Origin of the sequence: Sphingobacterium ginsenosidimutans (genome assembly GCF_039536865.1) — a bacterium.
In the GTDB taxonomy this organism is placed as follows: domain Bacteria; phylum Bacteroidota; class Bacteroidia; order Sphingobacteriales; family Sphingobacteriaceae; genus Sphingobacterium; species Sphingobacterium detergens.
Genome location: NZ_BAAAZK010000006.1, coordinates 132,752 through 149,055, shown reverse-complemented (window position 1 = coordinate 149,055; position 16,304 = coordinate 132,752). Strand labels below are relative to the sequence as shown.

Sequence of the window (16,304 nt, the reverse complement as noted above, 5' to 3'; positions counted from 1 at the left end):
TTTATGCCATATCTAACGTTTAACTAGCGTACGGTGCTACCAACTTTGATCGCTGTATCCGGTTTGACGAAATCCAATCTACCATCAGCATCTTCGGCCATCAAGATCATGCCTTGTGAGGTAATGCCTTTGATTTCACGAGGTTCTAGATTTACCAAAATTGAGACCTGGCGTCCGACAATCTCTTCTGGACTAAAGAACTCTGCGATACCAGATACAACGGTGCGTTTGTCAATACCTGTATCTATTGTTAATTTTAGTAATTTCTTTGTTTTCGCAACTTTTTCAGCTTCTAAAATTGTTCCTACGCGGATATCCATTTTGACAAAATCGTCAAAACTAATATTTTCTTTGGCAGGGGCGACCTTCGCGTTGTCCGCGAGATTTTTTAGTTTCGCTTCCGCAAGTTTGTTTAATTGAAACTCCACTTGTTCGTCTGTTATCTTATCAAACAACAATTGGACTTCACCCAACTGATGACCATCCTGAATTAGGCCTTCGTTACCTGCATCGTTCCAATTTCCTTGCGGAAAATTGAGCATTTCAAATAATTTTATTGCTGTTTTTGGTAAAAATGGTTGTGCCAACACGGCTAGGTTAGCAACAATCTGAGACGCTACATTTAGGATCGTTTTTACGCGTTCCTCGTCCGTTTTGATTACTTTCCAAGGCTCTTCATCAGCTAAATACTTGTTTCCAAGGCGTGCCACATTCATAAACTCCGCCAGCGCTTCACGGAAACGGAATTGCTCCAGTGATGATTTGATAGACGCCGGATAGGATTTTAACTCATCCAATACCGCTTGATCCACTGCCGTTAATGGAGATCCTTTTAATACCTTACCATCGAAATATTTATGGGAAAGTACCATCACACGGTTGACAAAGTTACCAAAGATCGCTACTAGCTCGTTGTTGATCCGCGCTTGAAAATCCTTCCAGGTAAATTCAGCATCCGAGGTCTCAGGTAAAATAGAGGTTAATACATAACGTAATTCATCCTGTTTGTCTGGGAATTCCTGTAGATACTCATGTAACCAAACCGCATGGTTTCTGGATGTCGATAACTTATCGCCTTCCAAATTAAGGAATTCATTTGCAGGTATATTTTCTGGCAGGATATAGTCTCCATGAGCATGAAGGATCGCCGGGAATATGATGCAATGGAATACAATATTATCTTTTCCGATAAAATGGATTAATGTTGAATCATCTGCTGGATTGTCATGAGTTTTCCAATAGTCTTCCCAATTTTTTCCGTGGTCAATTGCCCACTGCTTTGTTGCAGAAATATAACCTATTGGTGCATCCAACCATACATAAAGTTTTTTTCCTTCTGCTTCTTTCAGGGGAACATCTACTCCCCAATCCAAATCTCGGGTCATGGAACGTGGCTGCAGACCGGACTTGAGCCAAGACTGACATTGGCCAAAAACGTTGGATTTAAGAATGTTTTTCTTACCCTCGATTAACCATTTTTCCAACCAAGGTTGATATTTATCCAATGGTAAATACCAATGCTTTGTTTCTTTTAATACGGGAGTTTTCCCACTTAATGTGGAAATTGGGTTGATCAGATCTGTTGGACTCAGTGAGGTACCACATTTTTCGCATTGGTCACCATAGGCACCTTCGGATTTACAGTTTGGACAGGTCCCGGTAATATAACGGTCCGCCAAAAACTGATGGTACTCCTCATCGTAGTATTGCTCCGAAAATTTCTCGACAAATTCACCTTTATTATATAAGTTCAGGAAAAAATCTTGCGACAGTTGGTGGTGAATCGGTTCGGAGGTACGGTGGTAGATATCGAAAGAAATGCCAAACTCTTCAAAGCTTTCTTTGATTTGTTTGTTGTATTTATCAATGATCTGTTGTGGCGTAATACCCTCTTTTTTTGCGCGGATGGTAATGGCTGCACCATGTTCATCCGAACCACAGACATAGACCACATCTTTTTGATTTAAACGCAAATAGCGAACAAAAATATCACCTGGAATATAAGCTCCGGCAAGGTGTCCGATATGTAAAGGACCGTTGGCATACGGTAATGCCGAAGTAATTGTATAACGTTTTTTATCTAGAATACTCAATGCTTGAAAGTATATTAAAGTTTTTACTTGTTTCTTTCACAAAGATAATTCAATTTGCGGTATAATACTAAGATAAATTTGTTGTCTCCTGATCCATTGAAAATTTTTATTGGAGGAAACCATCATGAGTTGGAACAAATTACTTTGGGCTAAAATTGAAATGAGTTGGCTAATGATCGCTTCATGGCCATAAAGGATCAAATTATATATGAAACATAATAAATATGTCTAAAATACCTGATTTTCTTAAAGAAGGCGACAAAGTCGCCATCGTTTGTCCTGCAAGCTTTATCCGTGGGAATATTGATATGGGGATTGAAATATTGAAGAGCTGGGGGCTTGAAGTCCTGGTAGGGGAGACAGTAGGTGCATCTTATCATCAATTTGCCGGCGATGACCACTTACGTGCTGCAGACCTCCAATGGGCCCTGGATGATCCATCCATTAAAGCCGTATTTGCTGCCCGAGGGGGCTATGGCTGTGTTCGGATTGTCGACGAGATCGATTTTTCTACGTTTGAGCAGCATCCCAAGTGGTTGGTCGGCTTTAGCGATATCACCGTATTGCATAGCCATATTCAACGTAACTATAAAATTGCGACGATACATGGGCAGATGCCCAAATCTTTTGAATCAGGAACCAAATCTTCCTTGGAAACATTAAAAAATGCGTTGTTTGGTGCTTCCACAGACTTTAGCTATGAACAATCTGTATTCCCAAACCGCTCCGGTGAGGCTGAAGGCAAGCTAATTGGTGGAAATTTGGCTATTTTATTGTCTGTTTTGGCGTCAGACTCAGATGTCAAGTATGCAAATAAGATTCTTTTTATTGAAGATGTGGGTGAGGCTTATTATTCTGTGGATCGGATGCTGTGGGCGCTGAAACGTGCTGGCAAATTCAAAAAATTGAAAGGTCTTATTGTGGGCAGTTTTTCATCCATGAAAGATAACGATCCTACATTTGGACAGACTGTAGAGGAGATTATCTGGGATAAAGTCAAAGAATATGATTTTCCTGTCGCCTTTGGTTATCCAGCAGGGCATATAGATGATAACCATGCATTGGTATTAGGTCGGAAAGTGAAATTGGTAACGAGTGCCGATAAAACGGAGCTCATCTACTTATAGCGATTAATCCTATCGACAATTAAATAGTTTTGTCCCGGACAAAACTATTTAATTGTCGATATTTTTATATTATCCCGAATGCACAGGAATAACCATCATGGCTGCCTGACTTTTCCAAGCCATTTTTTGCGCGATACTGGTGTTGAAAATCCGGCTAAGTAAGCCTTTGTCGCGATGGAATGTAACCATCATATCAATGTGGTTTTCATTAATATATTGATTGATGCCAACGGCAATATCCGAGTGTAAGATATAGCTGTATATGGGATGGTAAGGGGCCAGCATATCGTTCATAATGTTAATCTCTGTGCTGACAACTTTACTGGCAGGATCTTCCTTGGTGACGTGAACCACATAGACCTCACTCTTTCGGAGTACTTCAGCTGCATTGATCAGCAGCCGGTCTAACTTAAGCTTCACTTCTTTGAGATTGGTTGCGATCAGCATCTTTTTAGGAATTCTGAATTCGGCTTTGGCAGGTACAACCAATAACGGCGTGTGGCAATTCTCAATTAATTTTAGTGTGTTACTGCCCAAGAGAAGCTTTTTAAAACCACTTTTTCCAGCAGTTCCGACGACAACAATATCGATATCTTCCTCAGCACAAGTGCGGTTGACACCATAGCTCAATTCATACTCCTCCAGTATCACTTTCCATGCTATTCCCTGCGGAAAGAGTTGCATGAGATCTTCTTGCCACACGTTGAGATCTTTTTGTTTTTCTTCTAGTATATCCAAATTGCTGATGACAACAGGCTCTGTTCCAACCGTTGGTATAACCTCATAAGTATGGTACAACACAACCCTTTCTATGCCCCAAAGTGGAGCTAATTTTGCGGCATATTGAGCTGCAGCATAGGCATTGTCCGAGAAATCTGTTAACAAAAGAAGATTCTTCATAATAATTTTATAATCGGGTCTATAAGACTTAAATTACGTATTTAGTATCATAATTGCAATATTTTTCTGTCAGCATCCCTATTTTTCTCTAAATGTACTGTCCTATTTGGACTTTCTTTCCCGCGTTCGAATCGATCAGTTTTGTTGAATTTCTTAATCTATATCAAGGGGAAGTAACACATATTGACCTAATTTTGTTCTCATGAAAGGTGGGTAAAGCGCGTAGCATGAAGGAGAAAGTTCACCGATACCAATGTAGGATAAATGGGCACTAACTCGCGAATGAAATGAGTTTATTTATATAATTAAGAAATAAGCGCAAATCGATAACCGAACGGGGTGAGCTCATTGATGCCTTTGAGAAATAAACACAAATCAATAACCGAACGGAGTGAGCTCATTGATACCGCTGAAAATAGACACAAATCAATAAAATTTGATTATTTTAGAAAGATCAATCAGTAATTAACATTTTAATACATTATAATTTTCTATTTATGGCAATTTGGAATTCATTGGGAAAATATAGGGATACAGGTTTGTTGATCCTCCGCATCGGATTGGGAGTCATGATGATTATGCATGGTTTGCCGAAGTTGCAAGGAGGACCTGAGCTTTGGGCGGGGGTTGGAAAGGCCATGGGCAATATGGGCATCAATTTTATTCCGACATTTTGGGGTTTTATGGCCGCGGCTACGGAAACTATTGGTGGTCTTTTCTTACTATTGGGCCTTTTTTTTAGACCTTCAGCCTTGTTACTTGCTTTTACCATGGTTGTTGCTGGATTGATGCATCTTTCAAAAGGCGATGGTGTCTCTGGCGCATCTCATGCCATTGAATTGTTCTTTGTATTTCTGGGACTCGTCTTTATCGGTCCAGGGAAACATTCTGTAGACAAGAAATAGATCCTGTATATAGAATCTATGTAAAAAGGCAGCAACCCTAAAAGGCAAAAGTATATCCTGAATATTAGAAGGGAGACTTTAATTGAATATGAATTAAGAAATAGGGGTGTACGGATCCTTCCAGATCTTTTTAGACACCCCTTTATGCTGTTTATGATTTATCCATCTTATGCTGTTTATGATTTATCCATCGGAATAACTAATAAGTTTGCCGCGCCATTCCAAGCAATTTTTTTAGATATACTTGTTTTAAATAAGCTCGCCAGTAAACCTTGTTTCTTGTGAAATGATAGGATGAGGTCTATATGTTTCTCTTTCGCATATTCTGCTATTCCCAATGTAATATCGTCATGACTGATGTAATCATAGATTGGTTTATATTTGTCCAACCGTTCATGCAAATATTTTAATTCTTGTGCCAAATCCGCGGCAGATCCTTCTTTCTTTGCAACATTCAAAACATATAACTGCGCTGAAAAAGTGTCGAGGACTTGATCCAGATTAAACAAACTCAGTTTTCTGTCAACTTCTTTCAGGTCGGTGGTTGCCAATACATTTTTTGGAACCGCCGGATTTACCTTATGGGAGACAATCAACATCGGTTTATTGCAGATGTCCATTAGGGTAATGGCATTGCTTCCCACCAGGATCTTGGCGAAACCAGTCTGTCCTGTTATCCCTAACGCGACAAGATCAATATCTTCGGATTTACAGAGGTCATTTACACCTATTGGGAGATCGACATCTTCCATCTTGTGGGACAGTGTCACTTGTGCTGGAAAGAGTGGCCCGATTAGCTCCAACCAGGCATTTAATTCTTTCTCTTTGGCCTCTTTAACTTCGTCATTAACCACAACAATAGGTTCATTGTTTACAATTGTTACACTGTTATAAGTATGGTAAACAATAACTTTTTCAGTTTTCCAAGCCTCGGCACATAAGGCTACTTGTTTTGCCGCTAAAAGTGCATTTTCTGAAAAGTCGGTTAGAAGCAGGATACATTTCATTGTGATATCGTTTTAAGGGTAAAATCCATCATTATCCGGACTCTTATTTTATAGATTCTGATGTTGTGAAACAATTATCAGATCTATTTTTAAAGTCTCTATGTGTAGAACAATTAATGTTAAGATAAGTTACAAAGAAAAGATGAATTTAGTGTGAAAGGATTGAGATTGTGATGAGTATCATAAAAAAAGGCAACCGTTGTTACGATTGCCTTTTTTTCGCGGAATTTCATCCGTCTTTATTTTTTGTTCGCAAAATTAATGATATAATCAGTCATTACTTTCGCACTCTCATCTTTTACAAAGTCAAGGTCCATCTTAGGTTGAGGTTTGCCTTCTTCCCATGCCGGTTTACCTTGTAATTTCAATAAAGCATTGATACGTTCCCTGTTTTTCTTGAGATTGTCGTCTTTTTCTTTTTTGAATTTATTTAATTCCAATGAAATTTTGACATCTTCATCTTTTTGAGCCTCTTCAATATCTTCTTTCAAATACTTGTATTCGAGTGAATTTTTAATTCGGGTCTCATGTAGCGTCTCCAGTTTTTTATCCACTCCACTCATATCCGCTACTTTTTTGAAGTTACTGGATTGAATTTGATCCCAAGGAAGAGCAGATTTTTCTGAGCTTTCACCAAATTTCTCTGCAGAGAATTGGGACGGGAATGTAATGTCAGGAGTTACTCCTTTGTGTTGGGTACTGCTGCCATTGACACGGTAAAATTTACCCAATGTGATGTTGATTTGTCCATATTGAGGTGCTCCTTCCGGTGTGTCTGGATCTTTCTCTCCTGATGCTTTTAATAATAGGCGACTTGTAGGGCTAATCACACGCGACATATCGATAGCCGATTGAACAGTTCCTTTACCATAACTTTGTGAGCCAAGGATTACTCCTCTACCATAATCTTGAATTGCACCAGCGAAAATTTCTGAGGCTGAGGCAGAGAAACGGTTGATCATTACACCTAATGGGCCGTCCCATGCTACACCTGCGTTCTTATCTTCTTCAACATCAATATTATTTTTGGTATCCCTTACCTGTACAACAGGCCCCTTATCAATAAACAATCCGGTAAGATCAATTGCTTCAGGAAGTGAGCCCCCGCCATTGAAACGTAGGTCGATGAGTACAGCATCAACTTTGGCTTGTTTCAGCGTGTCTAAGATCAATCTTACATCTCTTGTTGTACTTTTGTAGTTTGGATCGCGTCTTCTGTAAGCCTCAAAATCCATATAAAATTTAGGAATATTGATCACTCCGACTTTATACATTTTTCCATCAGCCCCTTTGATGTTCATGATCTCTTTTTTCGCAGATTCTTCCTCAACAACGATTTTTTCACGTACTAAGGAAACAATGCGTGGATGCGAGTTCATCGGTTGTCCCGCTGGTATAATCTTAAGCCGTACGATTGTTCCCTTAGGTCCTTTTATTTTGGCTACAGCGGCGTCTAATCTCCAGCCGATGATATCTTCAAATTCGCCATCTTTACCTTGTGCCACAGCGATAATCTTGTCATTCACCTGAATGGTCTTGTCTTTAAAGATAGGCCCACCCGGAATGATCTCATTGATGCTTACGGCCTCATTGTCTATGGTCAATCTTGCTCCAATACCTTCAAATGTATTGGCCATACCTTCATTAAAGGCTTGCGCATAAGAAGGGTTGAAATAAGAAGTATGTGGATCTACAGCATCTGTAAGCGCCTGCATGATGATCTGAAAGGCGTCATTTGAATTATATTTCTTTGTTTGGGAAATTAAATTCACATAACGTTTTTTCAATGTTTCTACCTGTTTAGTTTTTGCACTGTCAGTAGATTTACCACTAGCAGTTTCCAGGTTCAACAAATCGTACTTCACACGTTTACGCCATTGATCGTTGGCTTCGGCATCCGTTTTGAACCAACCTAATTTTTCACGGTTAGGCTGATAATATTCATCTTTGGTAAAATCTTGCTTTTTGTCGATTTCAGAAAGTGCATATTGCATTCTTTCCAAATATCTCTTTTTATAGACATTGAAGATCTGAAAGGCCGAAGAAAGATCTCCTCCTTTTATATCCTGGGCAAGGTTACTCTTGTAAGCCTGAAATGCATCAATATCCGATTGAAGAAGATAATTCTTGCTCTGGTCTAAACCTTTGATCAGATTATCATAGATAATTCCAGATATCGAATCATTCATTTTGACCTTCTTGTAGCTTGCATTTTCCAATAATCCAATCACTTCTTTCGCGATGATCTGATGTTGTGTGCTCGGTTTGAGGCCACCATCATCTGGAAGTGCTACTCGTGGTTTTGAACCACAAGAGACAATAGATACCACAAAAAGTGCAAATATGAGTTTCCTAAACATATTTTCGACAGTTTTAATAATCATTTTATAAACTAAGATAAATTTGCTTCTATATGCAATTTTAAATTAAGCTGAATATAGAACAAATTTATCGTTCTCTCCTTTGCCATCAATAAACTTTTATATAAAGGAAATAAAAATATTCAGCTCTTATTGATAAGCGTGCTAAATTTAGTGAAATTCATAGCACATTATCATAGATTCTAAAAATTTATTTGATTTATCCTTTAATATTTACAAAAAGCTTAAAATACGATTTATTTCTTACTTTCGATTCTTCGGTTGTATTATCTTACGAAGATCAATCAATTGTACAATTCGTTTTTCAGTTGTGTATAAGCCTTGTAAGTCTGGTCGGCCGAAGGGTAGTCCTTCAATACAAGGTATACTTCGCCCAATTTGTCTAATATCGCCAACGACAACTGTTTGTTATTCTCGTTTGCGGCCAATTCAGCTGCTTGAATAAATTCTTTGATAGACACTTTGTAATTCCCATCCTTTTGCTTGGAAGCGGCAAGCAGATATTCGATCTCCGCAAGTTCACCACTCAGATTTTTTGCATTGGCTAGATCACGTGCCTGCAATAAAAACCATTGTGCCTCGGTGTATTTGTTTTGTTTAAAATAGATCTCCGCCAGCATCTCCCATGCGAATATTTTACCTTCATAAGCCTTTGCTTTATTAAATAAGGGGATAGCGCTTCGGATAATGTTATTTTCGGCGGCCTTAAAGTTTTTTTGTCCTGCACGGGCCATGGCAATTAATAACCAGGCATTGGCCTGCTCGAGATAGCTTTTGCTTACCGTGGCATAGCTATGATATTTTTGGGCACTTTCTTCGGCTTTGTCGAAATCGCCATGATACAATTGAAAATTGCTCAAGTTCAAGTTGATTGTTGCAATATCATCCTTGTTGTCAGTACGATTTGCTAATGATAATGCATCATATAGAAATTTTGAAGCAGCACTACTATCATTATTCTTAATTGCAAATAGAGCAGCTTCATTGGCTAAGGCATAGCCTGCAATCCAGTTCTCTGCTTTTTTCTGATTTTCGATGGTATTATTCCATGCTGTGGTATTAGCCGGAACGGGATTCATCAGATATTGAAAATGCCCCATATTATTGGTGCTTTTCAACTGCAGTAATAAACGTTGGAATAGCAGTTGCCTGGCGATTTCCTTGCTAAAGCTTTTTTTGTTCGAATAATTGTCTTCAATAATTTCGTTTTCAGTCTTTGGAGGAGGTAGGAAATACACCTCCGGACCTACGCCGCTAAATGAAGCATCATATTTTTTTATCGCCCCAGTATAGTCCTTTGGGGTATTCTGCGCCATAACCTTTCCGCTCATTCCAAGGGTCGTGGTTAGGGCAGTCAAAAGTAAGGTCCAGTATTTCGTCATACTCATTCATTATTACGCGTCAATTAGCGTCTAATACAAACTTAGATAAATTGTATTCCAAAAGCAATTTATCGATCTCTGCTCTGCCATAAAGAACTTTAATAGTAGAGCAAATATGAAGAAAAATTGTGTGAAAAAATGTTAAAGTGTTTTTTGAGTATGAAGTAGTTAGTATTGAGACCTTGGAGGAACAAGCCTGTGGCTTACCGATTATTTTCTTTTTTAGTTACACGCTTACTGCTTGGGTATACTTCATCAGACTACACTAAAATATTTAGTTATTGTAGGGTTTAATTTTTAAATTTGTACTATGGCAACACGTATCCCTCTTGCAGAACGATTACGACCACATCAATTGAAAGATTATGTGGGGCAGCAGCATATTGTTGGTCCCGATGCAGTACTTTATCATGCGATCCAACAAAAGAATATCCCTTCAATGATATTATGGGGGCCTCCGGGTGTTGGAAAGACAAGTTTAGCGCTGTTGATTGCAAAGGAGCTGGATAGACCTTTCTTTGCCCTGAGTGCAATTCAGGCTGGCGTAAAAGATATCCGCGAGGTCATTGATAAAGCCGAGCGACTGATGAATTTCAATCAGGATCAGCCAATTCTGTTTATTGATGAGATACATCGTTTTTCCAAATCCCAACAGGATTCGCTACTGGGAGCCGTTGAGCGCGGTTTGGTGACACTGATTGGCGCGACAACGGAAAACCCTTCATTCGAGGTTATATCCGCTTTGTTATCCCGTTGTCAGGTTTATGTGTTGGAGCATCTCTCAGAGGCAGATCTTATTGGTCTGGTTCAAAAGGCGCTTTATGAGGACGAGTATCTCCAAAAACAAGCGATTGCTGTTGAAGAGTATGAGGCGTTGCTGCGCTTGTCCGGTGGTGATGCACGCAAGCTGTTGAATGTGCTTGAACTTGTTGTCAATGCCGCAGTTCTCCATAAGGAACCCATTAGCAATGCTTTTGTGCTGAAGCAGGTACAACAGAATATGGCGATCTATGACAAAGCTGGGGAACAACATTATGATATTATTTCAGCTTTTATAAAATCTATACGGGGATCTGATCCGAACGCTGCCGTATACTGGCTTGCCCGAATGATCGAAGGGGGAGAAGATCCTTCATTTATTGCGCGTAGGTTATTGATTTTGGCCTCTGAAGATATTGGCAATGCTAATCCCAATGCGCTCTTGTTGGCGAATAACTGTTTCCAGGCGGTGAACGTCATCGGATGGCCCGAATCACGCATTATTCTTTCGCAAACCGTCATTTATCTTGCAACTTCGGTCAAGAGCAATGCATCCTATGAAGCCATTAATAAGGCACAGGCGCTCGTGAAACAAACCGGTGATCTGTCGGTTCCCTTACACATCCGCAATGCGCCGACTAAACTGATGAAGGAGCTCAACTATGGAGCCGAATATAAATATGCACATGCTTATCCTGGGAACTTTGTGTTACAGGAATTTCTACCCAAAGAGGTTAGTGGTGTAAAATTATACGAACCGGGACAAAATCCTCAGGAGGAGAAGGTCCGACAGAGCCTTCGGGACAAGTGGAAAGAGAAATACAGATATTGAGAAAGTAAAAATGCCGCTACAAAATCTCAATACCCAATACTAACTACTCAATACTAATATCTATATTTGTTTTACAAATTGCTTCAACATATGAACATAGTGCCTCTAAAGCAAGTAGGGCGTTGGGCAGCGATAGCGCTGATCGGACTTACTGTTCTTTCCTGTAAAAAGGATAATCCAAAGCCCGAACCGGAGCCGGAACCAACTGACCGTACCGAAGGTCAGCTTATTAAAGACGATATTTATAAATATTATAAGCTCTATTCCGTATGGGCGGATGGATCTATTCCGGATTATTTAAAAAATCCGGCTCAGTATACCGATCAATATGGTTCGGCAAGTAATGTGCTTGATGCACTCAAAAGGCTGACACCTGTCCATGTGGCGGCTGGTTACGCAGGGGTTTTTGACCGCTTTTCCTTTATGGAAGGTCTCAATGGTTACAATATCTCCGAGCAGGCCAGTACAAAGATGGATAACAACGAAGGCTATGGCATCTCCGTGCAATGGTTTTCTTTGGATGCAGCTACTGCACGACCTTATATTTCCTTTGTTGAAGGGGGCTCTCCAGCGCAATTGGCGGGATTTAAACGTGCAGATATCATTACAGCTGTCAATAATGATAAGGAAAACTATTCGATCGAAGTCAATTGTCCGGATGGGGGCAGAACCTGCGAAGTAAAAGATGCTGCAGCCTATAGTCGATTGAGAAATAAAATCAATTCAGCATTGGATGCAGCAAATCTTACATTGCAGGTGAAACGTGCGGATAATAAGCTGTTCGAAAAAGCGATGAGTTATAACAATTCGTATGTGATCAATCCGATCTACAAGGATACGATCTATCTCAACAGTAATAATAATGTCGGTTATTTGGCCTTATCTTCTTTTGAGGAGATTGGCAGTAAAAATCAAAATCAGAAGAATATTGATGCGGCCTTTGCCCAATATGAAGCCAAACAGATCAAAAGCCTGATTGTTGATCTTCGTTACAATGGCGGCGGCTATGTAGATGCGGCTATCTATGTTGCGGATAAGATCGGCGGCGCCAAGACAAAAGGTAAACTGATGCTGACCTATGAAATGAATAAGTATATGCAGTCGGATGCAGCAAAGAACTTAAGAGATCAACTGAATATGCATGATACCTACTTTGACGGACTAAGTACGTTAAATCTTAATAAAGTTTATTTCTTGGTGAGCGAAGAGACTGCTTCAGCGGCTGAGATGCTGGTCAATGTGCTTACTCCGCATCTTCCAGTTCAGATTATAGCCACTGAATCCAGAACCTATGGTAAACCCGTTGGGTTTTTCGAACAGAAAGTCCGGGACAAAGTATCTTATTGGCCAGCTTCCTTTATTCTGAAGAATTCACGCGGAAATCTCGGCGAGAAATATAACAAGGGAACTGAATCCGGTCTGCGTGATTATTGGGACGGTCTAGTTCCTGATAAGAGTGGTATCGGTGACGATGTTTCAGCTGACGTCGGAGATCCTAAGGAGAAAATGCTGGCAACGGCTTTAGCTGATGCAGCTCCCACAAGTAAATCACGGGCAGCTATGCGCAGTATTTCTGCACGTACAATCCAAACAGTGGAACAGGGCAAAATGCATACAAGGCCAGAGCGTGGCATGATTAAGACAAGGATTAAATAAGTTAGTGTTGCTACTTGCGAAGAGAGCAAGTATGAGAATAGCTATGAGAGATATGGAGGTCACAGGATAATTAAGTCATCCTGTGACCTCTTAGTTTATTAGAAATCTCAATACGAATTATTTACTGCCAAATATGAATGAATGACACAGCTGGGCAGCCGCCGCGTCGGGCAAGCATTGTAAATAACCTACCGGTACTTCACCTACAATTTTTTCCAAAATTGTATTCATACTTGCAAAGAGATCTTTATTCCATCGGATTGCCGTGCAACTTGGTAAAACAGCAATAAAGCCTTTGAGTCCCGGTTGCCAGGTAAAGGTATTGGTTGGAGCCTGTTGTAACCGCACGAAGGCTTTTAGCGGTAATCGTTCATTTATATAACAAGGTGTCTTGCCACTCCATGGTGTTCCATAGATAAAAATGCCCTCCGCTGTTATTCGGACAGCCGGATTATCATCATTGAGCAATACAGTGTTGGGAATATGGGTAAGCCATAGTCTACTATGCGTACTTTTTCCGGTTCCACTTTTCCCTAAAAATGCGATTCCAGTACCTTGATGATTGACCACGGAGGCATGGATCATAATGGTATCATGCAGAAGGCTGGCTTGGCCAAATATCATCATGGACATCCAGGTAATTACAGCACTCTGTTCAGCTGCTGAGCTCTCAGGAACATAAATCGTAGATCGCTCAAAGTTGCGGTTGCTATACTGATACCAAGTTCCATTCCCGTTATCATTTACTATTGTCGTAATAAATGTGTCCTCTTTCTCATAAAAACGAAAGCGATCTCCCCAAGCAATAGAATCATCTGTCCGCAATAATCCCATATCCGCTGTTACTGGTGCTTTTTCTAGACTGATATTAATTGTAATATCAGCTTTATCGTCAGCAATACCGATCTGAAAATCCCGAAAGGACCCCAGGATATCATTCAACGCAATAGGTGTTGGATGGTTAAACTCCAAGATTAAGTCAGCGATGCGGTAACGGGTTTGAGATAACTCCAGTGAATTTTCTATATTCATAATTCAGTTCCTATGTGAATAAATACTTCATGAGCTCATGTGCTCGGTTCGTCTTTTATTTATTTGTATGTCCGGATTATTTTCATAACTATCTGTATTTTGCGAATCACAGTGATTACTTTAATCGAGATAGATGCGGTGTTGGCATTTATCTGCGAGATGTAAGTCGTGTGTTACAAATAGACATATTTTATGTTTTCCATATTCGAGCAGACGTTGTGTTAGCATATCTGAAGTCGTTCTATCCAAGGCAGAGGTTACTTCGTCAAAGAGCCAGATATCACCATCGTGCATCAGCGCGCGGGCAATAGCGATACGTTGCGCTTGTCCCTCGGATAAACCCATGCCAGATTCCCCTACGAGGGTATCTACCCCGTCCGGAAAGTCAAATACAAATTCGGCACAGGCCAACCATAGCGCCTGATCTATGTCTAGCGCTCCATCTTCTTTCACATGGAGGAGAAGATTTTCCCGGATTGTTCCGCTAAAGAGTGAATTGCCCTGTGGGATATAGGCAAAATTGACGCGATGTTTTGCCTCCAACGATCGTTCTCCATCGATATCTACCAATGTGATATCGCCTTTTTCAGCTTTGAGCAGCGATAACAATAGACGGATCAAAGTGGTTTTTCCTTTTCCGCTTGGGCCGATAATTGCTGTTGATTCACCGACTTTTAGCGAAAGGTTTAACTGTTGTAATACCCATTTGTCCTCGTAACGAAAGGAGAGATCACGGATACGGAGTTCTTGTGTTTTGTTCAGGCGCTCCTGTTTTACTTGAGGTTCAATCTCACCTTCCTGTAATTCCAGTAGCCGATCTGCAGATACCCGAAAGCGAACAAAACCTGGAATATAAGCAATCAATGCAAGAATTGGTGTTTGAATTCGCGCGACCAATTGCAAAAAGGCCGTCATTGTTCCAAAAGTAATCTGTCCGGATTGTAGCCGATAGACTCCCCAGATAAAGGCGACCAAATAACCTGCATTCATGGCGACTTTCATAGCGCCTTGGGTATAGGTTGAAAAATTAATCTGACGCATTTTCAGTAAAAAAAGCTGCTGTTGACTAGCTGTCAATTTTGCCCTCCTTTTTGGGAAAATGCCCATGGCGCGGATAAGCAAACGGAAACGTAAATTTTCCTGGAGAACTTTTGAGAAATTACTTTCCTCCTCTTTTACCTCCTTGCTCAATTTACGCATTCTGCGGAAGTAAATCTTTGAAAATACAAATAAAGGTGATATGGCAAGAATCATAAGCGCAAGCATCGGATCCATATACCATAAGAAACCGACCGAAGCCAATAGTTGGATAATCGTCAATACAAAGGAAAGCATCGTGCTGGCAATGGTATTGGCAACTTCTTCGCAGTCGGTCTGAATCCGGATCTGGATATCACCTGTATGCCAGTTTTTGATCAGTTTCCATACGGATAACATCTGTGCATCGAGCATAGTCCGTTGCAGTTGGAGTGTAAGCATGAGCTTGACACGCTCCAGAAGACGGCCTGAATAGCCTTTTATAGCCACATTTAGCGTGATACTTCCAATAATACCGATCAACAGCCATTTAAGGGATAATACTCCCGGGGAAGTCGCCACATCAACTGCTTTTTTGGACAGGTATACAAAGGTCAGGGAAAGACCGATACAGATCAGCTCCAATACAAAGTATAGGAGCAATCTACCACGGTAGCCTTCGCTGATTGACCATGCCCAGCGCACATGTTGTTTCAGGCTGTTATTATTCATTCGGATAGATCAATGGAAAGGTTATTTTTCCAATAGTCCTTGTTTTTCGAAATCTCCAAGTAAAACTTTAGCATCGGATTGCGCCTGTTCCTCTTCCACCTCATAGTTTTCACAGAGTAGTTTAACGATTGTAGCTGTGTCAAACTCTTTTTCTTTTAATTGCTCCCAAAGCCATGCTGCAGTGCTATTTAGTGTGTATACCGTTGATAAATCAACCATTTCCTGACTCGGGTCAACAATTAAATGATCTGAACCAATTGTTCTCAATACTAAATCCGATCTTAATTTCATATATAAATTATCTGTTTATTCATGAGCTAATTTTCCTTTTTTAATATACTCATGCTGCCTTCGGCGGTTTTAATATCCTATTGAATACCCAAATTTTCCTTACTTGATTATCGTATTTGGGTATATCACCTATTAGGGTTAAATAGAATAAGTAAAATCAAAGTTAATAATTATTTTTTCAACCTTTTTA

At 40.1% G+C, this 16,304-nt stretch carries 12 protein-coding genes; 4 read left to right on the top strand and 8 right to left on the bottom strand.

Annotated features, from left to right (window positions below; genetic code table 11):
* Positions 1–23: 23 nt before the first annotated feature.
* Positions 24–2,093, bottom strand: coding sequence for a methionine--tRNA ligase (metG, locus tag ABFX33_RS11265; protein ID WP_346086157.1), 2,070 nt, complete (start codon positions 2,091–2,093; stop codon positions 24–26).
* 224 nt (positions 2,094–2,317) lie between these two features.
* Here metG and ABFX33_RS11260 point away from each other — a divergent pair, with 224 nt between their 5' ends.
* A complete protein-coding gene (locus ABFX33_RS11260; protein ID WP_346086156.1) occupies positions 2,318–3,220 on the top strand; it encodes a S66 peptidase family protein in 903 nt (300 codons plus the stop codon).
* Between the two features lie 69 nt (positions 3,221–3,289).
* On the opposite strand, the gene ABFX33_RS11255 is transcribed toward ABFX33_RS11260, so the two are convergent.
* Positions 3,290–4,120, bottom strand: a complete 831-nt coding sequence (locus ABFX33_RS11255; RefSeq protein ID WP_120261173.1) for a universal stress protein — start codon at positions 4,118–4,120, stop codon at positions 3,290–3,292.
* Between the two features lie 497 nt (positions 4,121–4,617).
* Here ABFX33_RS11255 and ABFX33_RS11250 point away from each other — a divergent pair, with 497 nt between their 5' ends.
* Positions 4,618–5,025: a DoxX family protein gene (locus tag ABFX33_RS11250; RefSeq protein ID WP_282251214.1), complete on the top strand. Its 408-nt coding sequence runs from the start codon at positions 4,618–4,620 to the stop codon at positions 5,023–5,025.
* A gap of 176 nt (positions 5,026–5,201) precedes the next feature.
* Here the strand turns inward: ABFX33_RS11250 and ABFX33_RS11245 are convergent, their stop codons facing one another.
* The 3 genes from ABFX33_RS11245 to ABFX33_RS11235 all read right to left on the bottom strand — a co-directional run bounded on the left by ABFX33_RS11245 (position 5,202) and on the right by ABFX33_RS11235 (position 9,795).
* Positions 5,202–6,032 (bottom strand): universal stress protein, encoded by an 831-nt coding sequence (locus tag ABFX33_RS11245; RefSeq protein WP_346086155.1) that lies wholly within the window; start codon positions 6,030–6,032, stop codon positions 5,202–5,204.
* A 239-nt stretch (positions 6,033–6,271) separates the two neighbouring features.
* Positions 6,272–8,392, bottom strand: coding sequence for a carboxy terminal-processing peptidase (locus tag ABFX33_RS11240; RefSeq protein ID WP_120261365.1), 2,121 nt, complete (start codon positions 8,390–8,392; stop codon positions 6,272–6,274).
* Positions 8,393–8,697: 305 nt separating this feature from the next.
* Positions 8,698–9,795 carry a tetratricopeptide repeat protein gene (locus ABFX33_RS11235; protein ID WP_346086154.1) on the bottom strand — a complete coding sequence of 366 codons (1,098 nt, stop codon included), beginning with the start codon at positions 9,793–9,795 and terminating at the stop codon, positions 8,698–8,700.
* Between the two features lie 310 nt (positions 9,796–10,105).
* On the opposite strand from ABFX33_RS11235, the gene ABFX33_RS11230 reads away from it, so the two are divergent.
* Both ABFX33_RS11230 and ABFX33_RS11225 read left to right on the top strand, forming a co-directional pair.
* On the top strand, positions 10,106–11,386 hold the full coding sequence (locus ABFX33_RS11230; protein ID WP_346086153.1) for a replication-associated recombination protein A: 1,281 nt from the start codon (positions 10,106–10,108) through the stop codon (positions 11,384–11,386).
* A gap of 90 nt (positions 11,387–11,476) precedes the next feature.
* Entirely contained in the window at positions 11,477–13,042 is a 1,566-nt protein-coding gene (locus tag ABFX33_RS11225; RefSeq protein ID WP_346086152.1) for a S41 family peptidase, read from the top strand.
* A 117-nt stretch (positions 13,043–13,159) separates the two neighbouring features.
* Here the strand turns inward: ABFX33_RS11225 and ABFX33_RS11220 are convergent, their stop codons facing one another.
* From ABFX33_RS11220 to ABFX33_RS11210, 3 genes are all read right to left on the bottom strand, one after another.
* Positions 13,160–14,074 carry a hypothetical protein gene (locus ABFX33_RS11220; RefSeq protein ID WP_346086151.1) on the bottom strand — a complete coding sequence of 305 codons (915 nt, stop codon included), beginning with the start codon at positions 14,072–14,074 and terminating at the stop codon, positions 13,160–13,162.
* A gap of 120 nt (positions 14,075–14,194) precedes the next feature.
* On the bottom strand, positions 14,195–15,823 hold the full coding sequence (locus ABFX33_RS11215) for an ABC transporter ATP-binding protein (protein ID WP_346086150.1): 1,629 nt from the start codon (positions 15,821–15,823) through the stop codon (positions 14,195–14,197).
* 21 nt (positions 15,824–15,844) lie between these two features.
* Positions 15,845–16,114, bottom strand: coding sequence for a PqqD family protein (locus tag ABFX33_RS11210; protein ID WP_346086149.1), 270 nt, complete (start codon positions 16,112–16,114; stop codon positions 15,845–15,847).
* Positions 16,115–16,304 lie beyond the last annotated feature (190 nt).

What these genes read in the sequence shown, in the direction of transcription:
- ABFX33_RS11260 (WP_346086156.1), top strand. Translation starts at nt 2,318, where the DNA reads ATGTCTAAAATACCTGATTTTCTTAAAGAAGGCGACAAAGTCGCCATC.
- ABFX33_RS11255 (WP_120261173.1), bottom strand. Translation starts at nt 4,120, where the DNA reads ATGAAGAATCTTCTTTTGTTAACAGATTTCTCGGACAATGCCTATGCT.
- ABFX33_RS11250 (WP_282251214.1), top strand. Translation starts at nt 4,618, where the DNA reads ATGGCAATTTGGAATTCATTGGGAAAATATAGGGATACAGGTTTGTTG.
- ABFX33_RS11245 (WP_346086155.1), bottom strand. Translation starts at nt 6,032, where the DNA reads ATGAAATGTATCCTGCTTCTAACCGACTTTTCAGAAAATGCACTTTTA.
- ABFX33_RS11240 (WP_120261365.1), bottom strand. Translation starts at nt 8,392, where the DNA reads ATGTTTAGGAAACTCATATTTGCACTTTTTGTGGTATCTATTGTCTCT.
- ABFX33_RS11235 (WP_346086154.1), bottom strand. Translation starts at nt 9,795, where the DNA reads ATGACGAAATACTGGACCTTACTTTTGACTGCCCTAACCACGACCCTT.
- ABFX33_RS11230 (WP_346086153.1), top strand. Translation starts at nt 10,106, where the DNA reads ATGGCAACACGTATCCCTCTTGCAGAACGATTACGACCACATCAATTG.
- ABFX33_RS11225 (WP_346086152.1), top strand. Translation starts at nt 11,477, where the DNA reads ATGAACATAGTGCCTCTAAAGCAAGTAGGGCGTTGGGCAGCGATAGCG.
- ABFX33_RS11220 (WP_346086151.1), bottom strand. Translation starts at nt 14,074, where the DNA reads ATGAATATAGAAAATTCACTGGAGTTATCTCAAACCCGTTACCGCATC.
- ABFX33_RS11215 (WP_346086150.1), bottom strand. Translation starts at nt 15,823, where the DNA reads ATGAATAATAACAGCCTGAAACAACATGTGCGCTGGGCATGGTCAATC.
- ABFX33_RS11210 (WP_346086149.1), bottom strand. Translation starts at nt 16,114, where the DNA reads ATGAAATTAAGATCGGATTTAGTATTGAGAACAATTGGTTCAGATCAT.